We start from the raw sequence: 26,271 nt of genomic DNA on the forward strand, positions 1-26,271 counted from the left end.
TCCGCACACACTGGAACGGAGCCCTTTCTCCATGCGTCACCCTTACGACATCGCTTACGAACGTCCGATCAATCTCGGCCTGATTCCCACGGTCATTGAGACTTCCGGTCGCGGCGAGCGGGCTTATGACATTTACTCGCGTCTGCTTCGTGAACGGATCGTGTTTCTGGTCGGGCCGGTTACCGAGCAGAGCGCCAATATCATCGTCGCGCAGTTGCTGTTTCTCGAGTCGGAGAACCCGGAGAAGGATATTTACTTCTATATCAACTCTCCCGGCGGATCGGTCTACGACGGGATGGCGGTGTTCGACACGATGCAGTTCATCAAGCCCGACGTTTCGACGCTTTGCACGGGATTCGCGGCGAGTATGGGGAGTTTCCTTTTGGCTGCGGGCGCGAAAGGAAAGCGGTTTGCGTTGCCCAATGCGCGGATCATGATTCACCAGCCGTCGGGTGGCTCGCAGGGGAAGGCGTCGGATGTCGAGATTCAGGCGCGCGAGTTGTTGTTTCAGCGTGGGCGGCTCAATAGCATCCTCGCCGAGCGCACAGGGCAGTCGCTTGAGCAAATCGCCATCGACTCGGATCGCGACAACTTTATGTCGTCTGAAGATGCGCGGGCGTATGGCTTGATTGACGAAGTGCTCGTTCAGCGGCCCTAACTGCGAGCAAATCGGTGCCGCTTCAAGTTGACGCGGAATCGTCGGTCGAACCCGACCACCTATGTGCCGCGACCGCATTCAGCATTTTTAAATTTGACTCAAGTCCACGTGACCTTAACTTTGACACTCGTCCTTCCTTCGGCGCTTGCCTGGACTTTCACGGCGACCATTCTGATCGTCGCAATGACCTTGGTTGTCACCGCAGCCACAGCCTTTTGCATCTGCTTGGCTTCAGTCGCGTTTGCGGTCGCCGTGATAGCGATGGCGCTAATGCCCGCGCTGCTATAGCCGGTAACAAAATAGCGAATAGCTGGTGCCGCCCATTGCATCGTTCGACTGCACGCCGACTCGTTTAAGTGCCGGAAATGCCTAGCGACCCTTGTTAGTGCTACATCACAGTGCCAACTGACATACGTACGCGCAAGCAACCCTTCCTCACCTGCAGCCCATCCTGCGTTCGAGTATCGGCCAACCCAGCGAACTGCTTCATCCAATTAAAGGGCGTTCCGCTTTTAACCTTCGCAGGACATAGATTGGCTTAAATCTTTCATCTCAAAATTCGCGTATTATCGGCCGCGATAGATCGGCCACAACGAGTGATTCGTGCGAGCGATTACAGATGATGCGACGAGAAAAGGAAGAGACCGGTACGTGCGGTGAATTAGACGAATTGCGAAAACTAGTTCACTCGTTCGTCAATGAGCGCGACTGGGGAAAATTTCATACGCCGAAGAATTTGGCTACTGCGTTGAGCGTCGAGGCCAGCGAACTTCTGGAACCTTTCCAGTGGCTCGAAACTGGAGCCGCCGGCGAGCTCGGCGCTTTGAAGCTGACGGCCGTCAGACACGAGATGGCGGACGTCCTTATCTATCTGATTTGCCTGGCAGACAAGCTCGAAGTCGATTTGATTCAGGCGGCAACGGAAAAAATCGCAATCAACAAAGCGAAATATCCCGTCGAGAAAGTACGAGGCAGCGCGCAAAAGTATTCCGACTACAAAGAGTGAAAAAACTACGGGGCGCAAGAAATGAGGTTGTATGCAAATCACGGTAAGAGCTTTATCGAAGACTGCGAGCGAAATCAGATCGCTGAAAAGCTTCGCATCAGCTTTCCGTCCCTGACGGGCACGACTCCTTCGCCAAGCGAAGTTCACTCCTGGCAAAACTCTCTTCGCGCGCTCGCGTTGGTGTTTTCTCGCGCGGGCATGGGTAGCCAAGGCGTTATGCTCGAATTTCAATTGCCCACGAGTTCGAAGCGCATTGACTGTCTGCTCTGCGGATATGGAATCGACAGGGTGCCCACAGCAGTCGTAATCGAACTCAAGCAATGGGAAAAGTGCGAGGAGTCGGCCGGTGATAACGAGGTAGCGACGTTTCTGGGAGGGCGAGTACGCGATGTACTTCATCCATCGGCGCAGGTTGCTCGATATGCCTCGTATCTGCGAGACAACCATGAAGCCTGCCATTCTGATGCTCAACCCGTCCGAGTAGTTGGTTGTAGCTATTTACACAACTATTTCGCGAGCCCCGACGATGTCTTACTCGCAGACAAGTTTGCGACCGTCATGTCCGCTGCGCCTGTGTTTGCTGCCGACGACGTAGAGGAATTTGTGTCCTTTTTAGCCACGCATGTCGGTCATGGCGACGGGATAGAAGTGATGAGCAGGTTGGAAGAGAATCGTTATCGTCCCAGCAAGAAGCTCATGGATCACGTCGCCGGCGTGATCCAAAACAAACCTGAATACACACTGCTTGACGAGCAACAGGTTGCGTTTGATGCAGTCATTTCGGCTGCCCGACGAGGTGTGCACAATCGCCAAAAGCAGGTAATCGTCATCAAAGGGGGGCCAGGCACCGGTAAGTCCGTACTAGCGATTAACCTTGTCGCGAGTCTCTTGGCGAATCACGACTCGACTCACTACGTGACTGGATCCAAGGCCTTTACCGAGACGTTGAGAAAGGTCATCGGCCAACGTGGACGTGAGCTTTTCACATATACGAACGGGTACGTGTCCGCCGAAGCGGACTCGGTTGACGTACTCGTCACCGACGAAGCGCATCGGATACGTGATGTGAGTAGCAATCGGTTCACACCCGCGACGAAGCGCTCGGGGATGAAGCAAGTCGAGGAACTCATTCGAGCTGCGCGTGTGTGCGTTTTTCTAGTCGATGACCATCAGGTCGTTCGCCCCGACGAACTCGGATCCGTGGCCTATATCCGCGAGTATGCACAGAAGCATCAATGCGTGATCCAGGAGTTCGAGCTCGAGGCACAGTTCCGCTGCAATGGCTCAGACAAGTTTGTCCGGTGGATCAATGGGATGTTAGAGATTGATGATGAATCGCCATTCCAATGGACTGGCAATGACGCCTTTGACTTTCAGATCTTTTCCACACCTGAAAGTCTCGAGCAAGCGATCCGAACAAAGATTCACACGGGCGCGAGCGGTCGACTGGTCGCGGGTTTCTGTTGGCCGTGGTCAAATCCCAACTCGGATGGGACGCTAACCCATGACGTCTCTATCGGAAACTTTAGTCGGCCGTGGAACGCAAGATCAGATAAAGGTCGGCTCGCGAAGGGCGTGCCCAAATCGTCGCTGTGGGCGTACGATCCGAATGGCATGAACCAAGTCGGTTGTGTGTACACCGCGCAGGGCTTCGAGTTTGACTATGCCGGCGTCATATTTGGGGACGACCTCCGATTCGAAGAGGGACATTGGGTCGCTGACAAGACGAGGTCGTACGACTCAACGGTCAAAAAGTCCAAAGAGGCCTACCGCCAATTCGTGAAGAACACTTATCGGGTCCTGCTATCTCGCGGAATCAAAGGTTGCTACGTATGTTTCTTGCATCCGGAGACTGAACAGTGGTTCCGTTCGCACGTGCTCGGTATGGAGGCGCCGCAGGTTGACACGACGTCTGAAGCAGCTTGAACCGGTAGCGGTCGAAGTGGCGAAATGTCTCATTCGATCCGCGCAACTGTGCAATGTGGGAACGCCGCCACCGACCAGCGCCAACGTCAGACGACCCTAATCAGCCAAAACAGTCCGGTGACCCACGCTGCGAGATCGCTCCTACTTATCAGACCGTGATTTTTGGAGCCCGGTAGCTCGCGCGGAATTCCTCCGAGCACCCACTCCGATGCTTTTCCCCATGCGCCGCTACAATGCCGCTTTGCATTGCATGCGGCGCTGGGTCGCTTCGCCATATTGGTTGAAGGGCCGGCGCGGGCCTCTTATTTATGAAAGTCACCCTGATTCCCGTGACGCCGTTCCAGCAGAACTGCTCGCTGCTCGTCTGCGAGCAGACGCAGCGCGCGGCGGTTGTTGACCCAGGCGGCGACCTCGATCGCATCGAGGCCGAACTCAAGCGCCAGAACGTCACGCTCGAGAAAGTCCTGCTCACGCACGGTCACGTCGATCATTGCGCTGGCGCCTCGACACTTGCAGCCAAACACGGTGTGCCGATCGAAGGTCCGCATGAAGACGAGCGTTTCTGGATCGATCAACTGGGTGAGCAAAGCGTGCGCTTCGGTTTTCCGCCGGCCGAGGCGTTTGTGCCTGATCGCTGGCTTACCGATTCGGACACGGTTTCGTTCGGCGCGCAGACGCTCGATGTCTTCCATTGCCCCGGACATACGCCGGGCCACGTCGTGTTCGTGAGCCGTGAGCATCGTGTCGCGCTGGTCGGCGATGTCTTATTCAAGGGTTCGATCGGTCGCACGGACTTCCCGCGCGGCAATCATCAGAATTTGCTCGACTCGATCAGCACGAAGCTCTGGCCGCTCGGCGACGACATCGTCTTCGTGCCGGGCCACGGTCCGACTTCGACGTTCGGTGCCGAGCGCCGCTCAAATCCCTTTGTCAGCGATGCTGCCCTCGCCCGGAGTCGCGCATGACGGTCGAAATCTATGTAAGCACGGACGTTGAAGCCGACGGTCCGATCCCCGGTCCGCACTCGATGCTGAGCTTTGCTTCGGCGGCTTATACGGCGGACAAGCAACTGATCGGCACGTTCAGCGCGAACCTCGAAACGCTGCCTGATGCGAAGGCGCATCCGGTGCAGGAAGCGTGGTGGAAGACGCAGCCTGAAGCGTGGGCGGCGTGTCGTATCGATTTGCAGGCGCCGGAGACGGCGCTGCCGGCTTATGTCGAGTGGGTCGAGAAGCTGCCGGGTAAGCCGGTGTTTGTTGCGTATCCGGCGGGCTTCGATTTCACCTATATGTTCTGGTACATGATGCGTTTTGCCGAGCGCTGCCCGTTCTCGTGGTCGGCGCTGGATATCAAGACGCTGGCGTTTGCGATGACGGGGCTACCGTATCGGAAGAGCATCAAGCCTCGACTGCCGTCGCAATGGTTCGATCCGCATCCGCACACGCACGTGGCGCTCGACGATGCGATCGAACAAGGTGCCCTCTTCTGCAACATGCTTGCTGAATTGCGGAAGCGTGAGGCGCGTTACGCCGAACTGGATGCGTTGCATCCGGTGAAGGCGGAGCCGCAGACGAAAGCCGAATCGGGCCCGCCGCCGGGTGACGATGTCGAAGAAGGCGAGCAGGACGCTTAAAGGTTCAAAGAAATTCCTCGGGCCGGTGCGTGGCGATTGTCAAAGCAATCCAACCAATCCACTGTCCCGAATCTCAAACTCTTCCCGGTACCGCCCGCTCCCGCGCGGGTGCGTGTTCGATGGCGCGGGCGAGTGCGGCTTCGACGCGTTCGATATAGGCGGCTTCGCTGAAGCGTCGGCGAGCCATGTCGCGGCCGGCGTTGGCGAGTGACGTGGCGTAGTCGGGGTCGCGCCTCAGCACACCTAGAGCGCTCGCAAGCGCGCGCGCGTCGCCGGGTCCGGTGAGCAAGCCCGTCTGACCGTCGTCGACGATTTCCATCACACCACCTGCGCGTGCGGCGATGATCGGCTTGCCCGCGAGCATGCCTTCGACGACAACGCGTCCGAACGGCTCGGGCGCGATCGACGTGTGCACGACGACATCCATCGCGGCCATCCACGCAGCGACGTCGTTCTGAAACCCCGCAAAGTGAATGCGCGGCTCGAGACCCAGGCGCGCGATCTGCTCGTGCAAACGCGCGGCGTACTCGTCCTCACCAAACAGCGGCGCGCCGACGAGCACGACGTGAATCTCCGACACTCGGCCTGAACGCGCCGAGGGCGCATGTCCGCGATCACGCACACCGCCAACAGGTCGCCGCTCAAACGCATCGTGCTCGTCGACGAGCAACTGCGCGACGGCGTCGATCAGCACATGCTGTCCCTTCCAGTGCGCGAGCCGGCTAAAGAGCCCGACGCACCACGCATCGGTCGGCACACCCAGCGCCGCGCGAATCGCACGGTGCTGCGTATTCACCGTCAGATCAAACGGCGCGGGATCGATGCCGTTGTAGGCAATATCCACAACCCGATCACGCCGCCCCGTCAATTCAGCCAGCGCATCAGCCGCAGCCTTCGAATTGACGATGGTCGCATCCGCAAACGGCGCGAGCGTTCGCACGATGCGACGCTGAAGACCACCGAAATGCTCGCGGCTCATGATGTCGTGGAGGAACCAGATCACCGGACGCCGGATAAAAAGCCGCGTCATCGTGCCGAGCACGAAGGCCTTTTGCGTATTGACGAAGATCGCGTCGTAGTCGCGCGCAAGCTTTGCGAGCGCACGCACCTGACTCAGCACCGGACCGATAGCCCGAAGTGCGGCCAACGCGGCGCCTGTCTTTCGCACCTTCGACACGCCCGCATTGACAAGCAAATGCACGGTCACACCGGCGGCTTCGAGTCGTTCCCGAAACGGCCCGTCCTGCAGCAGCACGACCGCGCAGCGTTCGCGGTATCGCACGGCGATCGGTAGTAAGGCGAGTTCTGCGCCGCCAAGCTCGCCGCTCTGATCGACAAACAGGATGCGCGCTTCGGAACCCGTCATGGTCATAGTGGCCTCAGTGTCCGGGCGACTGGAAGGTCGGGTCGGCTTCGTGCGCTGCCCGCGCGGCAAGCGATTCGCGATAAATGTCGAGATACGCCGCATGCATGCGTGCGACGGTCAGTCGTTCGAGGCCCTCTTTGGCGTGTTGCTGCCATTGCTTGAGGCGTGCAGGATCCTGAAGCAGCGTCGTGATTGCGTGGGCCATGGCGGCGGCATCGCCCGACTGCACAAGCGTACCGGCCTTGCCGTCATCCAGCGCCGCAACTGGCCCCGGCGAGCGAACGGCCACAATCGCACACCCCGCCTCACGCGCTTCATTGAGCACGACCGGCCACGTATCGGACTGTGCGCTCGCCACGAACACATCGGCGGCCGCCAGATAGCTGCGCGGGTCCTTCACAAAGCCTTCGAAATGCACGCGTCCCGCGAGTGCTGGCGCATCGGCCTCTTCGATCAGACGCATGCGATCGGCACCTTCACCGACGATATACAGATGCGCGTCCGGTGTTTTCTCGAGCACGTGCTCGAATGCGCGAAGCAGATCGAACACGCCCTTGCGCTCGGTGAGCTTCGTCACGCTGACGACGTTGGGGTGCAGCAGCTCGACCGGCTCCGGCGCGCCGTTATAGCGAAGGGTGCCGACCGTGCCGCTTGGAATCACACGCACCCGATCGGCCGGAATGCCGCGCGACACCAAAGGCTGCGCGATCGTCGGCGTCGAAGCGATCAGCATGTCGCCGGCGCCCATCGCGCGCGACGACTTCTGATACTCGCCCTGCACCGTCACGATCAACGAGTATTCGCCGCCGACGGCCGCGAGACGCGCCAGCACCGCACCGGTCAGCATATGCGCATGAACAATCTGCGGCCGCTCACGCGACACGACGAGCCGGAAGCGCGACAGCATCGCAGGCAGCGCAAACACGTTCTTGCGCTGAACGAGACGGACATGCGACACGCGGTGCGCAGCCAGCATCGACTCAAACGCCCCGCCGCTCGACGCGACGCTCACATGATGACCATCGTCGGCCTGCGCGCACGCGAGGTCGATCATGGTGTTGACGGCACCGGAGCCGAGCGTGTCGGTATGGTTCGCGAGATGCAGGATTCTCACTTCGCGGTCTCCGGCGACTTCATCAATGAGGGCGCAAAGCGCGAAATGACCATGCGCACGAGGGTGCGCAAGCCCGGGGAAGTGACCCACGACCAGACAACGCTGCCAATAAAGACGAGCGCACCGACGCTGAGCGAGACGACCACACCGAAGCGATCGCTGAGCGGCGCAGCCAATGCAATCGACGCGCCCAGAAAGCCCAGATGCACAAGCGACTCGATGACCATCGTCCGCGCACGAATCCGCGCAAGCCACGACAGCACGACGTTCTCGATCGCCGCGCGGGTGAGCACGACGAGCGCGCCGCCCATGATTCCGTAGAAATGAATGCCGGCCCACAGCGCCGCAGCCACCACGGGCAGCGTGATCAGCGACACGCGCGTCGACGCAGCCGGCGTCCCCTGTGCTTGCAACAGGATGCGCGCGAGGTTCGATTGCCCGTAGAACCAGACGGCGATGATCAACACACGACCGACCGGCAACGACGCAACGGCCACCGAGTGTCCGACCCACAGATGCATAAACGGGCCGAGACCAAAGATGCCGATCACGCACAGCGGCGTGAGCACGCCGTTCATAAACGACAGGCCATCTCGCGCGACGCGGTCCGCGCCATCACGCTCGAGCGCCGACAGTCGCGGGAACAAAGTCCGATGCAAGGCGACCTGCAGCAATTGCAGCTTGGTCACGAGGTTCTGCGGCACGGCGTAGTACGTCACGTAGCGCGCGCCCATCAGCATGCCGATCAAGGTGCGATCGAGCGTATCGGCGATGCCGCTTGCCGCATTGCCGAGCACGACCCAGCCGCCGAAGCCGAACAACTCGCGCACCAGCACCCATTCGGGCCGCAGCACACGCCGCACGTCGAGAATCCGGATCACGGCGACGCCGAGCATCGTGCCAGCGATGAGTCGCGCAACGATCGCAGCGGCGATGACAACGGGCAACGTCGCGCCGAAGACGAGTGCAGCACCGATCGGCAGTAACTGGAAAATAAACGTGCCCAGCGTCTGGTTCGTGTTGAACACGCCGAACCGCTCGGCGCCGTTGATTGCGCCGGCAAACACCCACGACACATTGCTGATCGGCACCGCGAGCGCAAGCCAGGGCACAGCCGCCATGACTTCACGCTGCAACGGCGTGGTCGCATAGCCGAGCCAGTAGTACGCCCCCGCCCCCGCCAGCACCACGACCGAGCCAATCAGTCCCGTGCCGAGATTGAGCCAGAACGCGCTCCAGAACAACCGTGCGCGCAGTTCGGTGTCGCCGCTCGCGCACGCCTTCGAGATCTGGTTCTCTGTCGCGATGCTCATGCCGAAATCGAGCACCCCAAAATAGCCGATCAATGTCCAGACGAGCGCAACAAAGCCGTACCGGTCCACACCCAGCAAGTGGATGTAGGTCGGTATCGTCGCCAGCGAAATGAACGTCGGGAGCACCAGCCCCGCGAAATTGATCGCGACGTTCTTCAGTATCGCCCTTTCCATGCGCCCGCCCTTTGCCCCTATGAGTGCGCGGCCGCCGGCTTGTCCGGCGTCCATCGATACATCATCACTTTGCCCCGTTCGTCTTCCTCGACGAACACGAGGTACTCACCATTCGCGCGCCGATACGCCGTGATCGGCATCTGCACATCGGTCCATCCGCTCGTAGACCCGACTTCGGGTCCCGGATGGATTTCGCCGACCGGCACACCCTTCTCCGCATCGTAGACCCGGACCGTGCCTCCCACCCGTTCGACAACGAACAGATAGTCACCTTCTTGTGTCATTCCTTCGGTCGGTGCCGCTTTGGGCCCCCAGCTATCGACAGCGATCGTGTAACGCAGCTCCGGATGCGTGCTCCAGTGATCGAAGCGCGCAATCAGCTTGCCGGTGCCGTTCCAGTCATGCTCGTCCCACGCGTATTGCGCACTGGCCCCCGCGAGGTACATCGTGTCGGTCTCGGGCACGTACTGGATCCGCGCAACGCGCGTGAACGGCGCGGGCAGTGCCTCTGTGCTCGAATGCGCGAAGTCGTATCGCGGGTTGCCGATACGATCGAGTCCCTGCATCCGATAGCGGCGCAGACCGTGTTCGCCCAGCCCTTCCCAGATGTCGCCGCGCATATCGACGTACCAGCAGCTCGCGTCTTCCGCCGAGCCCAACGCCTGAAACTCTCCCGCCTCGGGCGCGCCGTCGCCATTGCCGTCGCGCCAGATCCACGCACTGTGCTCGGGGCGCTGCGGCGGCCACGGCAACGGATGCGCGCTGACCAGTCCCGATGGAATCGCGGTCTCGCCGTCGTGCGCCGCATCGAATCGGTAAATCTTCACGAAGTCCGAATACATGTCCGTGTAGAACACGAAACGCTTTCCGTCGATCCGCCGCACCATCGGCATGCCGCGCTCGCTGCGTCCTGCCTCATACAGCGCGTCGTCGGCGTACCTGAACCGGTCCGCTGTGTAGCCCGCTGCCTTCCATTCGCTGCCCGGCACGGTCTTCGAGAGATCCAGCACGAAGTGCCAGGTGCCCGTGAACACCGACAGCGTGTTGCCGTCGGCCGACACGTCGCCGCGATCGACATCTGCACCGTCGACGAACATCAATCCCTGCAGACTGAACAAGCGATGCCCGTCGGGTCCATACCCCTCGAGCACCGCGCCATCGCCGACGCCGCCGTTATCCGTGCCGATCGTTCGCGGCCCGCGCCCGTCCATCGAGACATAGACGTTCCCGTGCGGATCGGCGGCGACACTCGTCAAACCATTGAATCGCTGCGGACCCGGCACACCCGGCGTGCCGCTGAGAATTCCTCGTGCTTCGCCAAGCGTCGCATCGAGGTGCCAGCCATCGGCTCCTGTCGCAAAAACTAGAATTTGCTGCCGCTGGCCGTTGTCAGCTATCAATAACCGGCCTTTTTGATCGAAGGCAATCGACACGGGAACGACACCTGGCGGGAGTGCGATCTTGTCGCGCAACACGGTGCCGGTCGCCGAATAGTGCGCAAGCCGGGGCGTGGCGCTCTGGATATCGACGATGGCCCACAGGCTGCCGTCCGGTGCAAGCGCCAGCGCGCCGGGATGGTCCGCTTGCCAGCTCGCGCCGGCCTGCATGGTCATCGCATCGTAGGTGCGAATCTCATTGGTGAACTGATTGGCGACGTAGAGCGTGCGGTCGTCGGCCGCGAGTCCGCGAATGCCGGCATCGACCTTCTCCCCGACTTCGTTGACGATCAGAAAACTCCGGGCGACTGCGTTGCCCGCATTGCCTCGGCCGCCTGCGAAGGGCACGCCTTCCGCAATATCGCCGACCTTTCTGCGCGTCACGCCGGTCCAGCGACGTCCCTTCTCGGGGTAGTCACCGCGACCGACGAGGTTGCCGCCTTCGTTATCGATCGACGCGCTCGCATACACGTAGCGCGAGTTGACGGCAATTGCATCGCCGCCGCCATTGCCCCATCCGTGCGTCTGCATGCCGTAGGTCACATGCCCGTCGCGCCATGCGCCGAGCTCGCCGCCGGCTTCGTCCCATGGCGCGTTCGTGTAGACCGTGCCGTCCGCGCCTGCAGCGATCGCCTCGATGTCCATCTGCACCCATTGGCGCTGGCCGTTCGGGCCGGGCGCGCCGCCAAAGGTGTTGCCGATCCAGGACGTCCGGTAGGTCAGCATGCTGGCGCCATCGGCCGACATCACGCCGAATGCAACGACGGCGCCCAGCATCGCGCACACGCGAGGCCAGGCACTTCGCCACCGGGCGCGCGCGTCGAGCACTTTCCACCTCATCGGACATGCGGATCAAACCATGGAAACCTGATTATCAATAACGCGCGAAGGGTGATCTGTGCGGCCGCGTACCGAAGGTAAAAGGGGATGACGCTGAAACAACGGCGAGAAAAATCAACCGTGCGTTGCCATACGTGAGGCGGTAAAGAGGTATGTGTGTGGGCAGCATCTGGGAAGGGTGCGTTAGCCGCGGCTGTCGGTGTGCAGCGTTCGCCGCCCCTGCCCTCCGCCGGCAGTGCTTTTAGCGCATCAAACTCACCCATTCATGGCGTGCTACGTACAACGCGTCACGGACATTGCACAGCTTTGTGCGCCTTCGAACCGACTGCATCCGAGCACGCGCCTAGCATCGGTTCAGCATCAGGGAACGCCACACTGTGTCATTCCTCCCGCGCTTGCCAATTTAAAGAATCAACAAGCGACCGTCTCGCGGTCGCGGCGACGGGGCCGGTCGACGCAGAAGTGTTATCACGGATGGTTCGATAGAAACGTGCCCGCCGGTGTACCGCGCCTTCGCGCGCGTTCACACGTCGACGCACGAGAGTAACGGCACGACGATGCCGTCACAGACTGCCCGGCCAGCAGGTGCGCGCTTTCTTCAGCGAGCACAGGTGACTCGCACGTCTGTACGAGCCATCGATACAGAACACGGCATGCCTGATGCCGGACCGCGCATCCCGCGCCAGGTCCGCACGCAGACGGGAGTCGCCCTTGAAAGTTGCCATTGTTCACGACTGGCTGGTCACCTACGCGGGCGCGGAACGCGTGCTCGAGCAGATCGTCGCGTGCTTTCCGGAGGCTGACCTCTTCAGCGTCGTCGACTTTCTCGAAGACCGTGAATTCATTCAGGGCAAGCGTGCGAAAACGACGTTCATTCAACGTCTGCCGTTTGCCGCCAAGAAATACCGTGCCTATTTGCCGTTGATGCCGCTCGCCATCGAGCAGCTCGATCTGTCGGACTATGACCTGATCATTTCGAGCTCGCATGCAGTGGCCAAGGGCGTGATCACGGGCCCGGACCAGATGCACATCAGCTATGTGCATTCGCCGATCCGTTATGCGTGGGATCTTCAGCACCAATATCTGCGCGAGGCGCGGCTCGAACGCGGTGTGAAGGCATTCCTCGCCCGCGCGATCCTGCATTACGTGCGCAACTGGGACACGCGTACCGCCAACGGCGTCGACCATTTCCTCTGCAACTCGCACTTTGTGGCGCGTCGCATTGCGAAGACGTATCGACGCACGGCGACGGTGCTGCCGCCGCCGGTCGATACGGATGGCTTCACGCTGAAAGCGGACAAAGAGCCGTTCTATTTCACGGCGTCGCGCATGGTGCCGTACAAGCGCATCGACCTGATCGTCGAGGCGTTTGCGAAGATGCCGGACCGCAAGCTCGTCGTCGTCGGTGACGGTCCGGAGATGGCGCGCATTCGTGCGATCGCGAATCATGCGCCGAACGTCGTGCTGCTCGGTTACCAGCCGTTCAATGTGTTGAAAGACCATATGCAACGTGCGCGGGCCTTCGTGTTCGCAGCCGAAGAAGATTTCGGCATCGCACCGGTCGAAGCCCAGGCCTGCGGCACGCCGGTGATCGCGTTCGGCAAGGGCGGTGTGCTCGATACGATCCGCGCAAGCGGCGATCGTCCCACGGGTGTGTTCTTCGACGAGCAGTCGGTCGCGTCGATGGTCGACGCCGTCGGCCGCTTCGAGGCCATGCAAGCCAGCGACCTCACGAGCATTTCGGCTGCGGATTGCCGCGCACAAGCCGAGCGTTTCGCGCCGAACCTGTTCCGCTCGGCATTCAAGGCGTTCGTCGGCGAGAAGCTCGCAAGCCGCCGTATGCAACTCGAACGCGCGGCGACCCCGCAACGCGGACTGCGCGAGGCGGATGCGATTCCCGAAACGGCTACCGTGCCGGATGCGATTCCTGATGCGGTGAGTTGAGCGCGAGTTGGGCGGCGATCATTGCCGCCCATCTAAGCCGGAAGCCGACTGAAACAGCGCGACGGCCGAGCTGAGTCGCTTATCCGAAGCGCTGCGTCAGCCAACCCGGGCGTAGTTCTGCGCAACGCTCGAGAATGGGTCACACATAGCATCAAGTACAAAGGGCGCCGTCCATGGATCGGCGCCCTTCCTTTTTTCCTCGACTGCCTCGACGATTCGCTAAAGATCGCCCGCCTGGTCACGCAAGGCGGGCACCTTCTCTTACGCGTCCCGGCGAAGCATGCTCGCATCGCGGCGCTGATCCGGCGTGCTCCGCGTCGACACCTTGTTGCCGAAGGCGCGCACGGCTTCGAGATACACGCGTGCGGTTCGCGCGGCCTTGACCGGTACGTCGAAGCCGGTGCGCGCGTAGGCGTGACAGGCGTCGGGCGACGGCAGACGCAGATGACCGCGCAGCGCATCGACGATGCCGGCCGCGAGCGCATTCGCGCCGAAGTTCGGCAACACGAGATCGGGCGACAGACCGGACACCGCCTCAGGCAAACCACCGACCGGCGTGACGAGCACGGGCGTGCCCGCAGCCAGCGACTCGATCGTCGTGAGACCGAAGCCTTCGAGCGCAACGGTCGGCACGATCGACAGATCGGACGCGCGATACACGAGCGGCAACTGATCGTCTTCGATACGACCGAGCAGACGCACATGATCGTGAAGGCCGAGCTGGTCGATGCGCGCAGCGAGTTCGTCCTTGAGGTGGCCGCCGCCGACGATCACGAGCAAGGCGTCGGGCACTGCATGACGCACCTGACGGAAGCTGTCGATCAGATCTTCGATGCCCATGCGCCGCGCAAGGCGTCGCACAGTCAGCACGATCGGGCGATCGTTCGGCAGGCCCAGTGCTTCGCGCGCCGCATCGCGTGTCGTGCTGATCGCGAAGCGCGGTACATCCACGCAACCGGGGATCACACGAATCACATCGTCAGGAATCGAAAAGCGCGCTTGCAGCACGTCGCGAAACGCCGACGACAACACGATGATCCGGGTCGAACGCCGATACACGGCACGCTCGACAATCGTTTTAGCGGCGGCGCCGATCGTTGCGCGCGCACTGCGCCGCTCGAGCGAAGCCTCATCGGACCACGGACCCTGGAAGTGCGTGACGAGCGGACGATCGCGATACAGGTCGAGCGACGGCGCGCTATACAGCGCGAAGTGCGACACGACGACATCGGGCGACCACTCCTGCAAGGTCGAACGCACTGCTCGACGCGCGGCGCGAAGGCGCTCGAGCAGCGGCACATTCGGCGGCGCGAACGCACGCACGATGCCCTGCGTATCCCTCGCGACCGCGTCCGTCCCGCAGACGAGGCCGCGCACGTCGACGCCCGCGCCCGGCAGCGCTTCGATCAGGTTCTGATAAATCCGGTCAAGGCCGCCCGGTCGTTCCGGAAACCAATGCAGCCCGAGTTGTAGTGCGGAAATGCGTTGCTCGCTCATTAGATGGACCCCGTATTTCGTTGCGCCGCGTCGGTGTTTCCGGACGGCGTCTCATAGGCAGGCGAGGCGGCAAGGCGCCGGTACAGCGCAAGATAACGCTCGCCCATTGACCGCCAGCCGAGGTTCAGCGCGCACTCCCGTGCTGCTTGTCCCATCCCGCGCGCACGCACGGGGTCCGCGATCAGCGTGCCGATCGCGGCGGTCAGGCCGTCTACATCATTGGGGTCGTCAAGGATGACGCCGCTCGCGGCATCGATCACCTCGGCCCCGCCTGCGGTCCTGGCCGTGATCACCGGCAGGCCCGACGACAACGCTTCGAGCAACACGAGGCTCATCGCCTCGTAGCGCGAAGGAAAGACAAATGCATCGACCGAGCGCATCAGCGCCGGCATCCGTTTCACCATGCCCAGGAAATGCACGCGATGGGTCAGCCCGGCTTCGGCGACGCGCGCGGCAAACGGGTTCGTGCCGACAAGATTCGCGGCAACGGCAAGGTGAACGTGGTCAGGCAGCCGTTCGAGTGCGCTGATCACGGTCTCGAGGTTCTTGCGCGAGATCGTGATGTCGCCCGCGAACATCAGCAGGAAAGGTCGCTGCGGCACATCGACACCATCCGCTCCGGGCAAGCCGAAGCTCGCGCGTTCGGACGGACCCGGCTTGAATTCTTCAATATCGACGCCGTTGTGAATCACGTGCATCGAGGACGGATCGATATCGTGCTGCGCGACTTCTTCGGCCACCTTGTGCGACACCGGCACGATCACGCGCGAACGCCGGAACGCCCAGCCTTCGAGCCAGGCGTTGATCACGGTGAACACGGTCTGATAGCTGTCGCGCAGCGAGCGGAACATCCGGTACGGATAGAAACCGGAATTCAAAAAGCCGCGGTGCACGAAGTGCACGGAGTTCACGTCGGCATGTGTCCACGCCGAGAAGCCGTTGACGTGCACGATATCGAGCTCGTGACGATGCTTCGCGAGCCAGCGTGCCGTGCGTACGGCCACGCTTTGGTACTTGAACAGCCGGCCGGGCAAGCGTCCTTCCGGGATCTCGACCCAGCGCACGCGCGGATGATTGACGAGCGAGGGATCGAGTTCGGAGCAGATCAGCGTGAGTTCGCAGCCGGCGTCGAGCGCGACGCGCGCGAGTTCGAGATTCACGCGTCCCTGGCCGTTGCTGCGAACGAAGGTATGGGTGACGATGCCGATCTTCATGTGCGCCCCTTCATCTGCGTCTTCGTCTTCGTCTTCGTCTGCACGCGCGCCATCATGTGCGTCTTCATGGGTGCCTTCATGTGCGCTCCACCTGCGTAGCGAGACCGTGGCGAATCGCACGACGCGCGATCACCGGCATCATGGCGGCGAAATAAAAGAGATTGCCGGCGAGGCCGGTCAGCATGTTCGCGGACGCAAGCATCAGCAACAGCGCAAAACAGATACCGACCGACGACGCAGCAAACCGGTCGTTGCGTATCGACATCGCACATCGGAACGCGCGGCCGACCATCCAGAAGATGCCACCGACAAAAAGCAATGTCCCCGGCCAACCGAGCACAAACGGAATTTCCATCAGGCCGCTGTCGAACACGCTATACGCAGAGGCCTGCGAACTCGAATCGAGCTTGGTCGCGGCGCCGGTCGAGCCGATGCCCTGTCCGGCGAAGTCGGTCAAAGCGGTATCGAGAAACTGTGCGTAGAACTTGCTGCGATCGGCAAAGCTCGCGTCTTCGCTAATATTGCCGAACGACGACATGCGTTTGAGCACGGGCCCGGAAAACTGATCGATCGACAACAGCGGCAGCGCGAACACCGCAAGCAGCACGGCGCTGCCGATCAGGCGCATCCGCATGCGCATGCTGAGCGCGGACAACGGGAAGATCAGGCCGACGACCAGCCCACCCCATGCCGTGCGCACCGACGAGAACATCAGCGCGAGCAGGATCGCGCACGCTGCGACCGCGCGCACCCGGCCTGCGTCGGCGATCATGTACAACATGCAGGCCATGGCGGTAATCGCAAACGGCCCGCTCGAATTCATCGTGCTCGCAACGCGGATGCCGAACGGCACCGGATGGCCTTCGGAATTCATCTGCGAACCGATTAGCCAGAACACATCCCACGGCGGCATGATGACGAACTCGTAGATGCCGTACAGGCCCATGATCAGAGCGCCATAGCGGAACGTCAGCAGCATCACGCGACGCAGCTCGGCATAGTCGCGCCAATGAATCAGCACATGGAATGCGACGAGAATCGGCAGGCACCAGTTGGCCATGCCGAAGATCGCGGGCAAAGGGCCCACGCGAATGACGCCAATGCAGAACGCGTAGAGCACGCCCGCGAGCACCATCATCAGCGGCATCGCGCGACGCTGGGCGAACACGCGGTGATAACGCAGCACGCCGATGCCACCGAGCGCCGTGACCGCCATCGGCACGACCATGATCGGGCTCATCTGCGTGAACGCGCCGTTGAAGAAGTCGGCAAAGCGCCGCACGCTCGGCGTCAGGAAGGTGACCCACATGACGAAGGCCAGCCAGTGCACCGGGTGACGGCGGTACAGCACGACCGCGGCGATCAGGGCTGCGGCCGGGTAGAACAGCATGAGCACTTTGCCCTGATGGGCAAGCACGAGCAGATACGTGAGGCCGAACACGAGCGAGCCCGGCGTCGCGGGATGCGCGAGCAGTTTCGCGACACCGCGCTTGGGTTCCTCGTCGGGCCAGGCACGCACGACGGCCGGTGCGCGCGTGGAAGCACGCGGAGCAGCGGGCGGCGTTGCGGAGAATCCAGGGGACGCGGCAGATCCGGACTTTGCGGAGGCGAAGCGATTCATCGAAGCAGCATCGGCCGCTCTTGCGGCGTCGGGCTTTTCTGCTCGGGTGCCGGGGCGTGCATCGGATCGAGCCGCAGACCGCATGTCGGGCCGTGCCTCGGGTCGCGCTGCAGACCCCGTGTCGGGCCGTGCCTCGGGGCGCGCCGCAGACCTCATGCCAGGTCGTGCGTTGGTTCGAGCATCGGGTCGACCCTCAGGCCGCGCTTCAGCCCGAGCCTCGTTCAACCCGTCATTCAGCTCGTCAGCCAACCCCTCCGCTCGCCCCTCGCCTCGCACGCCCGGCCGCGTGCCGGGCTTGATGCCCGGCTTTGCGGTCGACGCGTTCACGCGACGCGAGTCGCGTGGTCCGCGCGTTCGACGGCCCCCGTTGTAGCTCATGGCCGGCATTAACGTGGTCCTGAGCCGTACTGATAGGAATACGCATACTCGTATTCATAACCGTGGTGACGACCCCGATTGCCCGGCACGGCATTGAACACACCGCCGAGCACGCGCGCGCCGGCGCGGTCGAGCCGCTTCAGCGATTCCGTGATTTCACGTTCCGTATGCGCACCCGAGCGCAGCACCATGACGGTCGTGCCGGCCACGTGCGCGATCAGCGAAGCGTCGGTCACGGCCAGCACCGGCGGCGTATCGATGATCACGATGTCATAGCTCGCATCGAGTTCTTCGAGACACTGGCGCAGGCGCGGCGTCATCAACAGTTCGGACGGGTTCGGCGGATGGGCGCCGCTACCGATGAAGTGCAGGTTGTGCATACCGGTCGTGACGAGCGCATCGACGGGATCGATCTGCCCCGACAGCACTTCCGACAGGCCGATACCACCGCGACGCCCGAAGTAGTCACCAAGGTGGCCGCGACGCAAGTCGGCGTCGATCAGCAGCACGCGCTTGCCGGCTTCGGCCATCAGCACGGCGAGATTGACCGCGAGAAAACTCTTGCCGACAGAAGGCGCCGGGCCCGTCAGCGCGACGACCTTGTTGGCTGCATCGGCCATGCCGAATTGCAGCGCCGTGCGGAAGTTGCGCAGCGCTTCGACAGTCATGTCATGCGGGAACTGGCGGGCGAGCAGCGGCAGGCCGACACCGTCACGCGTACGCTCATCCGCGGCACGCACGACAAGACCCCGGTTCTGCGACGGCGGTCCGCCGCCGAGCAACGCGCGAGGCGGGGTCTTTTCAAGCGCAGCCGAGCCGTCGAAGCGCGCCTGTTCGACGCTGTACGAGATCGAGCCGAAGATTGGCAGATGCATCGTGCGCTCGACCTGGTCGGGGTCGTCGACACCGCTGAAGAACGTCTGCTTCACGAAGGCAAAGAGGCTGCCGAGGATCAGGCCGAAAATCGCTGCGCCGGCGATGATCAGCGAGCGCTTGGGCTTGATCGGCGTCGACGGGCGCATCGCCTGGTCGACGACGTGCACGTTACCGATCGTGCCCGCGCGATTGACCGACAGCTCCTGCGACTTGTTCATCAGCTGCACATAGACTTCTTCCGCGACCTTCGCATTGCGCTCGAGCGCGACTGCGGCTTGCTGGTCGGCCGGCATACCGTTGAAGCGCGCATCGAGGCGGCCCTTTTCGGCGGCGAGCGTCGCGATCTGATCGTCGATCGAACGGATCACGTCGGACTGTTCGGTGAAACGCGTGAGCAACTGTGTGCGCTGCACGCGCAAGGTCGCGATCTGCTTTTCGTATTCGATGCCGCTTGTCAGGTACGTCGCCGATTCGGCCGTCGGCTGCATCGAGCCCGCTTTGGCGCGGTACTGCGCGAGCGCGCTTTCGGCGTTTTCGAGGTCCTGCTTGAATTTGGGTAGTTCGCCGTTGAGGAAGCTCAGCATCTTGCTGGCTTCTTCCTGCTTGCGTGCGAGGTGCTCGGCGAGGAACGCGGCAGTCACGGCGTTGAGCACGTCGGTGATCATCTGCGGGTCGCTGCCGTCGAGCGAGACTTCGAGCACGCCGCTGTCCTTGCCGCGCTCGCCCACGCGCAGTGCATCCGACAAGCCTTGCACGGCATTGAGTTCGTTCGACTTGATCACGGTGAACATCGTGCCCGGACGTGCGGCCAGCGTCGTCACGAGAATCGACACGCCGTTGCCGTGCTCGAGTTCGCCGACGGTGCCGTCGAGCAGCACATGGTCGCCGGGCGCCGACAACTCGTAGCGATCATCGGGCAGTGCCTTGAGCTGGAGCTTCGCGCCTTCGAGTGCGCGCGGCACGTCGATCGAGCCGACCTTGATCTGCTCGCCGCCCCACGCGTAGGCCTTGAGGCCAAGCCACGGCTTAGACACGCCCGTGCCATGCCAGAGCTTGTTCGAGATCTTGCCGAGGAACGGGAAGCTGTTCGGGTAGGCGGCGAAGTCGAGGTCGAACTGGTCGACGATGCCGGCCACGAGCGAGCGGCTCTTGAGCAGCTCGATCTGCGCGGCGGTCGACAGCTGGGCGTTCGTCGACGGAGCGCCGCTCGGGCCGGTGAGGCCCACGACGTTCTGTTCGTTGGGTTCGACCTGAATCAATGCGTCGGCCGAATACGTCGGCGTCTGCATATACGCGTAGACGGTCGCGAGCAGCGTCAGCACGACGGTGATCGCGAGAATCCACCAGATCTGGCGGCGCAGGATCGACAGCAGATCGCCGAGCACGAATTCGTCGTCGCCGTCGCGTGCGGCGGCGTATTGCGTCGACATCGGCGGCATCTGCGGCGGCACGTTCTGCGGCGGCGACGGCAGGAGATAGGGCCTGTTCACTCTGTTCACCTCTGATTCGACATCCGGTCCAGGACTCGTCAAGCGATTCCGTGGGACGGACGATTGCTGCCCACTAGGGCCAGCGCCCCGGCACCGCTCACACCACCTTGTTGCTTCCCCGAAGGTCCTGTGAGCGGGCTAGCGGCCCGCGCTTCCGCGGGCCGTCCCTCATCAATAATTGCCCGGATCGACGAGCACCTTCGTGTAGAACAGCGACGACAATGCCGGCGTGATCTGGTCGAGGATCCGGTTGAAGCGCACCGCACTCGAGGTGCCGACATAGACGACGTCGAGCGGTTGCAACGCGAACTGCGTCTGCAACAGCAGCGCATCGATCTGCGTCATGTCGAGGCGATAGACCACAGGCTTCTGCAGGTTTTCTGCGGCGCCGCGGATCACATAGATCTGCCGCGGATCCGCACCCTTGACGTCGATGCTCTGGACGGTGCCGAGCACATCAGCAAGGGTCAGGCCTGCGCGCGGGATCTGCACGATCTGCGGCTTGTTGATTTCGCCGAGTGCGAACACGCGTGCATCGCTGCGGTCCGGCACGTTGACGACGTCGCCCGCGTGCAGCAGCACGTTTTCGCGCATGCGGCCGTGCTCGAGAATCGATTGAGCGTCGATCGTGACGGTCTGGCCGTCGCGCGTCAGATGCACACGCGAGAGGTCGGCATTCGGCGATTCGCCACCCGCACGTGCGATCGCATCGACGAGCGTGAGCGGAACGTCGGTCACGGCCATCGTGCCCGGGTTCTTCACTTCACCCGTCATCTGGATCCGCTGGCTGCGATACGCGACGACGCGGATATCGACTTGCGGATCGCGCACGTTCTTCTTGAGCAGGCTCACAAACTTCAGGCGCGCCTCTTCGATGGTGAGACCGCCGATCTTCACGCGGCCCAGCGTCGGGAAGAAGATCGCGCCGTCGGAACCGACACGGTGCCCGGTCATATCGGACGGTGCGGAGCCGGCGACTTGCGGGATCGGCGGCGCGCCGGCGGTCGATTCAGGTGCTGTCGACGGCGAAGTCGTCGACAGCTCGGGGTGGTCCCAGACGGTCACGCCGACGATATCGTCGGCGCCGATCTTGTACTCCCACTTGCTGAGGTCGCTCGGCAGGCTGCTCGCCTGCTCTTCGCGCACCTTCGCGACCTGCTTCATGATCACGTCCGCCGTGATGATCTGCACGGGGTACGTTTCGGTCGACGGCTTCGCGTCGAGGTCATCCTGCAGCCGGGACTTGTCGAGCCACGGCCCCGGTGCACACGCGCTCAGCGCAAGCGCCGCGCATGTCACCGTTATCAGCGTTCGAATCAACATGATCTGTCCGTCCTGATCCTGGTCTTTATGGTTGTTTGAATGGAGCACGTGGACCCCTGCGCCCCCCCGACTCTGGGCCGCCCCTGCCTTGTTCTGCGACTGCTTTGTTCGACTGCTTTGTGCGACTCGCTGCTACGTCCCCGGCTTTGTTGACGTCTGGTGTGTCTGTTGTGACTGCGTCCTTGCCGGTCTTGCTTGTTCTTCCCGAGCTACCGTCCACCGCTACGCGTGCTGCTCGACGATTCCTGCACTGCGACGGCGTCCTGTGTGTCCCCGCGAAGCCAGCTTTCCCTGTGCTGCCTATCCCTTCCGTGACGCCGCGATGTGACGCCGCGATGTGACGCCGTGAAGCGACGTCGCTATGCATCGTCACGCGTGGTGCGCTGCCGGTCCCCGTCCACCCCGGCTGTTCGCGTCGCGAAAGACTGCCCACGTCGCGCGCGCACTGATCCATGCCTTGTAAAACGACTGCCCCCAGCCGCGTCCCTGCAAGCCCAGCAGCGTCGCGCGCGCGAGGCCCGGGTCCGCGCTCGTGCCCACGAGGCTGTAATACGCCACGAAGGCCACGCGTCCGGCCGTGCTCAGATGCTCGCGCACGACGAACCGGTAGTTGTAGGCCGCGTTGAAATATGCGGTCTCGTTGAGCACGAAGCGCTGATCGTCGTCACCCCGTGTCGCGGGGTAGTGATCGACGCGCACCGCCGGGTCGTACAGCAACTTCCAGTTGCGCCTGCGCACGGCCAGCGAAAACGCGAGATCGTTATGCACCTGCGCACCCGCGCCGCGCAGGCGCGTATCGAAACGCAGGCCCTCGATCGCATCGCGCCGCCAGGCCATGTTCACGCCCTTCAGAATCTGCACTTCTCTCGGTGCGCCGCTGCCGAGGTGGTGGTTGCCGATCGTGCGGCCATACCAGCTCATCAGGCCCACCTTGTTCACGTCGCCGGTCAGCAAGGCGCCGCGTTCATGGACGAAATCGCGTCCGCCGACACCGCCGAGCTGCGGATCGCGCATGAAGTGCGCGCGGATCCGTTCGACCCAGTCCGCATGCGGAGCGGCGTCGTCGTCGGTGATCAGAATCAGTTCGTTGCTTGCCTCGCGCAGGCCGCAGTTGTTCGCCGCCACCTGGCCCGGCTCACCGACCCAGGCCACACGCAGTCCGCGCACGACCTTGACGGCGATCCAGCGATCGAGCGCCGCCACGGTCGGTGCGTCTTCACGCCGGGCGATCACAATCACTTCGTCGGCAGGACACGTTTGAGCGCTGAGCGCTGCGAGGCAGCGTTCGAGGTCGTCGGGTCGACGAAAGGTCGGCACGAGCACCGAGGTCTTCATCCACTATCTCCGTCGGTGCCCGCTGTTCCCGGAAGGGGGTGCGGATCAATCAGCCTTGTGGCGCGACATCGCATTGCGATGACGGTCTATTCGTAAGGTTGGCCCCGTCGTCTGAAGCGCGCCGCCCCTTGCAGGGCGCGCCATCGACGGCTGTTATCCGCACAGTCGTGCACCGTAGTTCATACAATGGGGCAACGTCGAATGGGTGTCGGTTCGGTCGCGTACCAAAGCGTTGCCGCGTGCGCAACGCCCATCCGGTAATCAATACGCGTTGCGACCGACAAAACCCTTGAGCATCGTGATCAGGACGATCTTGATGTCGAACCAGAACGACCAGTTCTGGATATAGAACAAGTCGAACTTCACGCGCGCTTCCATCTTCTCGACGCGCGAGGTTTCGCCGCGATAGCCGTTGACCTGTGCCCAGCCCGTGATGCCGGGTTTGATGCGGTAACGGTACATGTAGCCGTCGACGAGGTTCTTGTAGAGGTCGTCGTGCTCGATCGCATGCGGGCGCGGACCGACCACCGACATCTGACCCAGCAGCACGTTGATGAACTGCGGCAGCTCGTCGAGGCTCGTGCGGCGCAGGAATGCACCGACGCGCGTGATGCGCTTGTCGTGGCGACCTGCCTGCGTGAGGTGCCCGGAGGTTTCCTGATGCACGCGCATCGTGCGGAACTTGAGAATCTCGAACTGGTTGCCGTCGATGCCTTTACGGCGCTGACGGAACAGCACGGGACCCGGCGACGACACCTTGACGGCGATCGCGATGGCGAGCAGCACAGGCGTCAACGCGATCAGCACGGCGAGCGCAAACAAGCGATCGAACACGCGCTTGGGCCACATTTCGATTTCGCTGACCGGCGCGGCTGCGAGATTGATCGTCGGCATGCCCATGATCTCGACGAGCGAGTGACCGTACAGCGACAGGCTGCGCGTGTCGGGCATGAAACGCAGGTTGACGAAATCGTTGCGGAACTCGCGCATAAAGCGCAGCAGCAGGCGTTCGTTCGACATCGGCACGGCAAGCCAGATCTCATCGATATGGGCTTCGCGGACCTTGTTCACGAGACGATTGAATTCATGGAACACGGGCACGCCACCGAGCGTGGTCGTCTCGCTGCGCGGCAGGTCGACGAGCGTTTCGTCGTCTTCCGGTTCATAGACCATGGCGGGCTGGAAACCGGCCTGCGGCTTGTCGTGCAGATGGCTGACGATCGTGCGGCTATGGCTCTCCGAGCCGACCACCGCGACACGCTTCTGGTTCAGCCCGGTACGGCGAACGCGACGAAGCATGTGATGCACGAGCAGCTTGGCGGCAACGAGACCGACCAGTGCGAACACGGTGGTCGTGCCGAACCACAGCCGCGAAATATCGGTACGGTGCAACGAGAACAGCAGCATCAAGGCGACGCCCGTCGTCACGATCCACGCGCCGACGATACGCCAGGCGAGCGCGGACAACGACTTGCCGCGCCACGACTGGTAGACGCCGCAACCGGGGAAAATCACGAGTACGAGCGCGCAGTCGAACGCGATAAAGAGCGTGTCGGCGTCGCTCCAGGCGAGCACGCCGTCGGCGCCGAAATCGACGCCGAAGCGTAGCCAGTGAGCGAAGATCGCCGACACAGCGACGATCAGCACGTCGCTCGCGCGCGCAGTCAGTCCAAACATGGCAAGTCCTTCATGCAGATGGTTGCGCAAAGCCCTGCGCGCACAGTGTGCGTCGCGAGACCCGGCTTGGCCGAAGGCCTTAGTTCATGTATTGCGGACGTTCGTAGCGCGGCAGCAGACGGTCGAATTCACGCTTGACGATGCCGTAGCATTCGCAAGCCTTTTCTTCGAGCCCTGAACGGTCGAGCACCGTGATATGACCGCGGCTGTGATGGATCAAGCCCGCTTCCTGCAGCTTGCCCGCCGCTTCGGTCACCCCTTCGCGACGCACGCCAAGCATGTTGGCGATGGTCTCCTGCGTCACCGTAAGTTCGTTTGTCGACAGACGGTCCACAGCGAGCAGCAGCCAACGGCAGAGCTGGCGAGCCAGCGCGTGGTGGCGGTTGCATGCGGCGGTCTGTGCGATCTGTGTCATCAACGCTTGCATATACAGCAGCATGAGCCGATGCATGAACGGCGACTGCGTGAAATGCTGCTTGAATGCGTGTGCGCTGATCTTGTAGGCGAAACCGGCGCTGTGCACTTGTGCACGGCTCGGCATCGTTTCCCCGCCCGTGACCACGGGCACCCCGATCACCCCTTCATTGCCCACGGCCGCGATTTCGACGGATCCGCCGTTTTCCATCGTGTACATCAACGAGACGATGGCCGTCGTCGGGAAGTACAGGTTGGTGATCTTCTCACCGTGGTCCGAGAGGACCTGACCGCGCTGAAGCTTCACGATCTCGAGCTGGTGAGCGAACTTTTGCCATTCTTCTGTGGGTAAAGCTGCGAGAAGGTGGTTCTCGCGCACATCGCCTCGTAGTTGGATCATTGCAGTTCCCGAATTGGCCGTTGATGTATTAAGGCCGGTGACGCTGCTGCTCTTTGGCGCAGTCTTAACCGGTCGCGTTGTGCCAACCCTTTAGCGATTCCCATGCCAAGAGGCGTGAAACGCTGTGTTTACGGGGGGCCGCTGCCCCGCAGCAAGATCGCGGAGAACGCAATCAGGAAAAACGTTTCAAAAGTGAATCGCAAAGCCTGCTTACGACTCTGAAGCGCTTCAGCGACGTTTCTGGTGATTCACGGCCGCAAGACGGGCAAGCACAGAAGCCGCGCGATGACAATCGCGAGCAATGTGCGCCAAGCCCTTGTCCGCAAAGGCGTTTTATATTCGGTGATAAACGGGAAGGTAGGTCGCGTGCCGCGAAAGCGCGTTCGAAACCGGCGTGAAAAACGATGCAAATTTGTTCACGCGGGGCTGAGTGAACGACTTAATCGTTCTATATGTGCGCTGACACACACTCATCGAAACGTATGGCCTGCAGGTACAGATTGAGGCTTGCCCGGTGCTGGCGATCGCATTTTTAGCGTGATACGCGGCTGTTTAGTCGCGCGCATTTTGGACGAGTGTCCAGTGTGCCGGGCGCGTCTCATTCGTGCGACACGCCCGGCCGGTCAGGGTAAACAG

At 62.2% G+C, this 26,271-nt stretch carries 19 protein-coding genes; 6 read left to right on the plus strand and 13 right to left on the minus strand.

Annotated features, from left to right (window positions below):
* The first annotated feature begins 31 nt into the window (after positions 1-31).
* The gene (gene clpP, locus ACMFWR_RS00120; protein ID WP_413193048.1) at positions 32-658 is read left to right on the plus strand and encodes an ATP-dependent Clp endopeptidase proteolytic subunit ClpP; all 627 of its coding nucleotides are present in this window, start codon (positions 32-34) and stop codon (positions 656-658) included.
* A gap of 98 nt (positions 659-756) precedes the next feature.
* On the opposite strand, the gene ACMFWR_RS00125 is transcribed toward clpP, so the two are convergent.
* Positions 757-987, minus strand: coding sequence for a hypothetical protein (locus ACMFWR_RS00125; RefSeq protein ID WP_413193049.1), 231 nt, complete (start codon positions 985-987; stop codon positions 757-759).
* A gap of 293 nt (positions 988-1,280) precedes the next feature.
* Here ACMFWR_RS00125 and ACMFWR_RS00130 point away from each other — a divergent pair, with 293 nt between their 5' ends.
* From ACMFWR_RS00130 to ACMFWR_RS00145, 4 genes are all read left to right on the plus strand, one after another.
* A complete protein-coding gene (locus ACMFWR_RS00130; RefSeq protein ID WP_413194954.1) occupies positions 1,281-1,664 on the plus strand; it encodes a nucleotide pyrophosphohydrolase in 384 nt (127 codons plus the stop codon).
* Positions 1,665-1,685: 21 nt separating this feature from the next.
* The gene (locus tag ACMFWR_RS00135) at positions 1,686-3,590 is read left to right on the plus strand and encodes a DNA/RNA helicase domain-containing protein (RefSeq protein WP_413193050.1); all 1,905 of its coding nucleotides are present in this window, start codon (positions 1,686-1,688) and stop codon (positions 3,588-3,590) included.
* Positions 3,591-3,898: 308 nt separating this feature from the next.
* Entirely contained in the window at positions 3,899-4,555 is a 657-nt protein-coding gene (locus ACMFWR_RS00140) for an MBL fold metallo-hydrolase (protein ID WP_413193051.1), read from the plus strand.
* The gene (locus tag ACMFWR_RS00145; protein WP_413193052.1) at positions 4,552-5,223 is read left to right on the plus strand and encodes an exonuclease; all 672 of its coding nucleotides are present in this window, start codon (positions 4,552-4,554) and stop codon (positions 5,221-5,223) included. Before ACMFWR_RS00140 ends, ACMFWR_RS00145 begins: the two co-directional genes overlap by 4 nt.
* Positions 5,224-5,296: 73 nt before the next feature.
* On the opposite strand, the gene ACMFWR_RS00150 is transcribed toward ACMFWR_RS00145, so the two are convergent.
* The 4 genes from ACMFWR_RS00150 to ACMFWR_RS00165 are packed head-to-tail and all read right to left on the minus strand — an operon-like array spanning position 5,297 to position 11,466.
* Entirely contained in the window at positions 5,297-6,595 is a 1,299-nt protein-coding gene (locus ACMFWR_RS00150) for a glycosyltransferase family 4 protein (RefSeq protein WP_413193053.1), read from the minus strand.
* A gap of 7 nt (positions 6,596-6,602) precedes the next feature.
* On the minus strand, positions 6,603-7,703 hold the full coding sequence (locus tag ACMFWR_RS00155) for a glycosyltransferase family 4 protein (RefSeq protein ID WP_413193054.1): 1,101 nt from the start codon (positions 7,701-7,703) through the stop codon (positions 6,603-6,605).
* Positions 7,700-9,190: a flippase gene (locus tag ACMFWR_RS00160; protein WP_413193055.1), complete on the minus strand. Its 1,491-nt coding sequence runs from the start codon at positions 9,188-9,190 to the stop codon at positions 7,700-7,702. The genes ACMFWR_RS00155 and ACMFWR_RS00160 overlap by 4 nt, the downstream gene beginning before the upstream one ends.
* Positions 9,191-9,207: 17 nt before the next feature.
* Positions 9,208-11,466, minus strand: a complete 2,259-nt coding sequence (locus tag ACMFWR_RS00165) for a hypothetical protein (RefSeq protein WP_413193056.1) — start codon at positions 11,464-11,466, stop codon at positions 9,208-9,210.
* Between the two features lie 711 nt (positions 11,467-12,177).
* On the opposite strand from ACMFWR_RS00165, the gene ACMFWR_RS00170 reads away from it, so the two are divergent.
* Positions 12,178-13,410: a glycosyltransferase family 4 protein gene (locus tag ACMFWR_RS00170; RefSeq protein WP_413193057.1), complete on the plus strand. Its 1,233-nt coding sequence runs from the start codon at positions 12,178-12,180 to the stop codon at positions 13,408-13,410.
* Positions 13,411-13,671: 261 nt separating this feature from the next.
* On the opposite strand, the gene ACMFWR_RS00175 is transcribed toward ACMFWR_RS00170, so the two are convergent.
* The 8 genes from ACMFWR_RS00175 to ACMFWR_RS00210 form a co-directional block, all read right to left on the minus strand.
* The gene (locus tag ACMFWR_RS00175; protein ID WP_413193058.1) at positions 13,672-14,907 is read right to left on the minus strand and encodes a glycosyltransferase family 4 protein; all 1,236 of its coding nucleotides are present in this window, start codon (positions 14,905-14,907) and stop codon (positions 13,672-13,674) included.
* Positions 14,907-16,121 carry a glycosyltransferase family 4 protein gene (locus ACMFWR_RS00180; protein WP_413193059.1) on the minus strand — a complete coding sequence of 405 codons (1,215 nt, stop codon included), beginning with the start codon at positions 16,119-16,121 and terminating at the stop codon, positions 14,907-14,909. The genes ACMFWR_RS00175 and ACMFWR_RS00180 overlap by 1 nt, the downstream gene beginning before the upstream one ends.
* A gap of 76 nt (positions 16,122-16,197) precedes the next feature.
* The gene (locus ACMFWR_RS00185) at positions 16,198-17,742 is read right to left on the minus strand and encodes an O-antigen ligase family protein (RefSeq protein ID WP_413193060.1); all 1,545 of its coding nucleotides are present in this window, start codon (positions 17,740-17,742) and stop codon (positions 16,198-16,200) included.
* Between the two features lie 386 nt (positions 17,743-18,128).
* Entirely contained in the window at positions 18,129-20,486 is a 2,358-nt protein-coding gene (locus ACMFWR_RS00190; protein ID WP_413193061.1) for a polysaccharide biosynthesis tyrosine autokinase, read from the minus strand.
* Between the two features lie 171 nt (positions 20,487-20,657).
* Positions 20,658-21,809: a polysaccharide biosynthesis/export family protein gene (locus ACMFWR_RS00195; protein WP_413193062.1), complete on the minus strand. Its 1,152-nt coding sequence runs from the start codon at positions 21,807-21,809 to the stop codon at positions 20,658-20,660.
* Between the two features lie 369 nt (positions 21,810-22,178).
* Positions 22,179-23,144 carry a glycosyltransferase family 2 protein gene (locus tag ACMFWR_RS00200; RefSeq protein WP_413193063.1) on the minus strand — a complete coding sequence of 322 codons (966 nt, stop codon included), beginning with the start codon at positions 23,142-23,144 and terminating at the stop codon, positions 22,179-22,181.
* 261 nt (positions 23,145-23,405) lie between these two features.
* Positions 23,406-24,821: an undecaprenyl-phosphate glucose phosphotransferase gene (locus tag ACMFWR_RS00205; protein ID WP_413193064.1), complete on the minus strand. Its 1,416-nt coding sequence runs from the start codon at positions 24,819-24,821 to the stop codon at positions 23,406-23,408.
* 79 nt (positions 24,822-24,900) lie between these two features.
* Positions 24,901-25,635 (minus strand): Crp/Fnr family transcriptional regulator, encoded by a 735-nt coding sequence (locus ACMFWR_RS00210; protein WP_413193065.1) that lies wholly within the window; start codon positions 25,633-25,635, stop codon positions 24,901-24,903.
* Positions 25,636-26,271 lie beyond the last annotated feature (636 nt).

Source organism: Pararobbsia alpina, from assembly GCF_965118125.1.
Taxonomy (GTDB): Bacteria; Pseudomonadota; Gammaproteobacteria; order Burkholderiales; family Burkholderiaceae; genus Pararobbsia; species Pararobbsia alpina_A.

Bases quoted from the DNA above. Each gene is read 5' to 3' on its own strand.
- ACMFWR_RS00140 (WP_413193051.1), top strand. From the start codon at position 3,899: ATGAAAGTCACCCTGATTCCCGTGACGCCGTTCCAGCAGAACTGCTCG.
- ACMFWR_RS00180 (WP_413193059.1), bottom strand. From the start codon at position 16,121: ATGAAGATCGGCATCGTCACCCATACCTTCGTTCGCAGCAACGGCCAG.
- ACMFWR_RS00135 (WP_413193050.1), top strand. From the start codon at position 1,686: ATGAGGTTGTATGCAAATCACGGTAAGAGCTTTATCGAAGACTGCGAG.
- ACMFWR_RS00185 (WP_413193060.1), bottom strand. From the start codon at position 17,742: ATGAATCGCTTCGCCTCCGCAAAGTCCGGATCTGCCGCGTCCCCTGGA.
- ACMFWR_RS00205 (WP_413193064.1), bottom strand. From the start codon at position 24,821: ATGTTTGGACTGACTGCGCGCGCGAGCGACGTGCTGATCGTCGCTGTG.
- ACMFWR_RS00160 (WP_413193055.1), bottom strand. From the start codon at position 9,190: ATGGAAAGGGCGATACTGAAGAACGTCGCGATCAATTTCGCGGGGCTG.
- ACMFWR_RS00145 (WP_413193052.1), top strand. From the start codon at position 4,552: ATGACGGTCGAAATCTATGTAAGCACGGACGTTGAAGCCGACGGTCCG.
- ACMFWR_RS00125 (WP_413193049.1), bottom strand. From the start codon at position 987: ATGCAATGGGCGGCACCAGCTATTCGCTATTTTGTTACCGGCTATAGC.
- ACMFWR_RS00130 (WP_413194954.1), top strand. From the start codon at position 1,281: ATGCGACGAGAAAAGGAAGAGACCGGTACGTGCGGTGAATTAGACGAA.
- ACMFWR_RS00200 (WP_413193063.1), bottom strand. From the start codon at position 23,144: ATGAAGACCTCGGTGCTCGTGCCGACCTTTCGTCGACCCGACGACCTC.
- ACMFWR_RS00175 (WP_413193058.1), bottom strand. From the start codon at position 14,907: ATGAGCGAGCAACGCATTTCCGCACTACAACTCGGGCTGCATTGGTTT.
- clpP (WP_413193048.1), top strand. From the start codon at position 32: ATGCGTCACCCTTACGACATCGCTTACGAACGTCCGATCAATCTCGGC.
- ACMFWR_RS00165 (WP_413193056.1), bottom strand. From the start codon at position 11,466: ATGAGGTGGAAAGTGCTCGACGCGCGCGCCCGGTGGCGAAGTGCCTGG.
- ACMFWR_RS00210 (WP_413193065.1), bottom strand. From the start codon at position 25,635: ATGATCCAACTACGAGGCGATGTGCGCGAGAACCACCTTCTCGCAGCT.
- ACMFWR_RS00150 (WP_413193053.1), bottom strand. From the start codon at position 6,595: ATGACCATGACGGGTTCCGAAGCGCGCATCCTGTTTGTCGATCAGAGC.
- ACMFWR_RS00195 (WP_413193062.1), bottom strand. From the start codon at position 21,809: ATGTTGATTCGAACGCTGATAACGGTGACATGCGCGGCGCTTGCGCTG.